Raw genomic sequence first — 898 nt, 5'->3', positions numbered from 1 at the left:
ATCCGGCCGGTTTCGTCGCACAGATCGACGGACAACTTCCCGCCGGTTTCCTGATGAACCCGTGCCCACATCGCCGGGCCGGTTTTGCCGTAGATCTCCACTTCTTCCACGGCAAACGGAAGCGCAGGCTCGAGACGGCCGGAATCAATGCCCAGCCCCAAACCCGCCTGGATCGCCGCATCGACCATCCCCGGGTGGAGGTGGAAGCCCTTGCCCGCTTCCGCTGCCGCGGAAGGCAGGTGCAGGCGGGCCAGCACTTGCCCCTCTCCCACATGCACTTCCGCTATCCCCCGGTGGGTCTCTCCATACCGGATGCCCATTCTGGCGAAGGCTTCATACATTTCCTCCGCGGTCAGCGTCCTGCGGGAACATTCCCCTTTGACCGCTTCCAGATCCAGCACCGGCGGGACTGCGTCCGTCATCAGTTCGGCCGTTCCCTCGCTGTGAACCACCTCTTCTCCCGCATCGGTTTCGCTGTACACTTCATAGGCGATCTCGTTTTCATTTTCCGCGATCAGCCCGATGTGGACTTCCACCGGCTGCTCGCCTGCCACGACGGGCCGGAGCCAATTCACCTGCCGCAGGCGAATCCCTTTCCCTTCTCCCGTCCAGCCGCCGACGGCCTGGTCGACGGCCGCCCGGGCCATTTCCAAACAGGCGCTTCCCGGCAGAACCCGCTTCCCTCCGACCAGATGGTCGGACAGGAAAAATTCTTCGCCCGTGAACACGGAGCTGAACCGCTGTTCATACAAATCGGAGGTATTCCGGTGCAGCAGCGGATGGAGCACGGTGCCTGTGAGCGGCCGCTCTTTTCTCTCTTCCGCCGGAATCCAGCAGCGCTGCCGGGCAAACGGATAGGTGGGCAGACTCATCCGTCCGGGTTTCTTCCCGCTGTACA

At 62.9% G+C, this 898-nt stretch carries 1 protein-coding gene; it reads right to left on the bottom strand.

What is annotated here, in order from left to right; all coding sequences use genetic code 11:
• Nucleotides 1-898: polyketide synthase dehydratase domain-containing protein (locus I8U19_RS17110; RefSeq protein ID WP_198056624.1), on the bottom strand; the 898-nt coding region annotated here is incomplete at both ends.

This window comes from Thermoactinomyces sp. CICC 10523, from assembly GCF_016055105.1.
GTDB lineage: Bacteria > Bacillota > Bacilli > Thermoactinomycetales > Thermoactinomycetaceae > Thermoactinomyces_A > Thermoactinomyces_A daqus.
The sequence above is the reverse complement of the archived record's forward strand: the minus strand, read 5'-3'. Positions and strand labels throughout refer to the sequence as shown.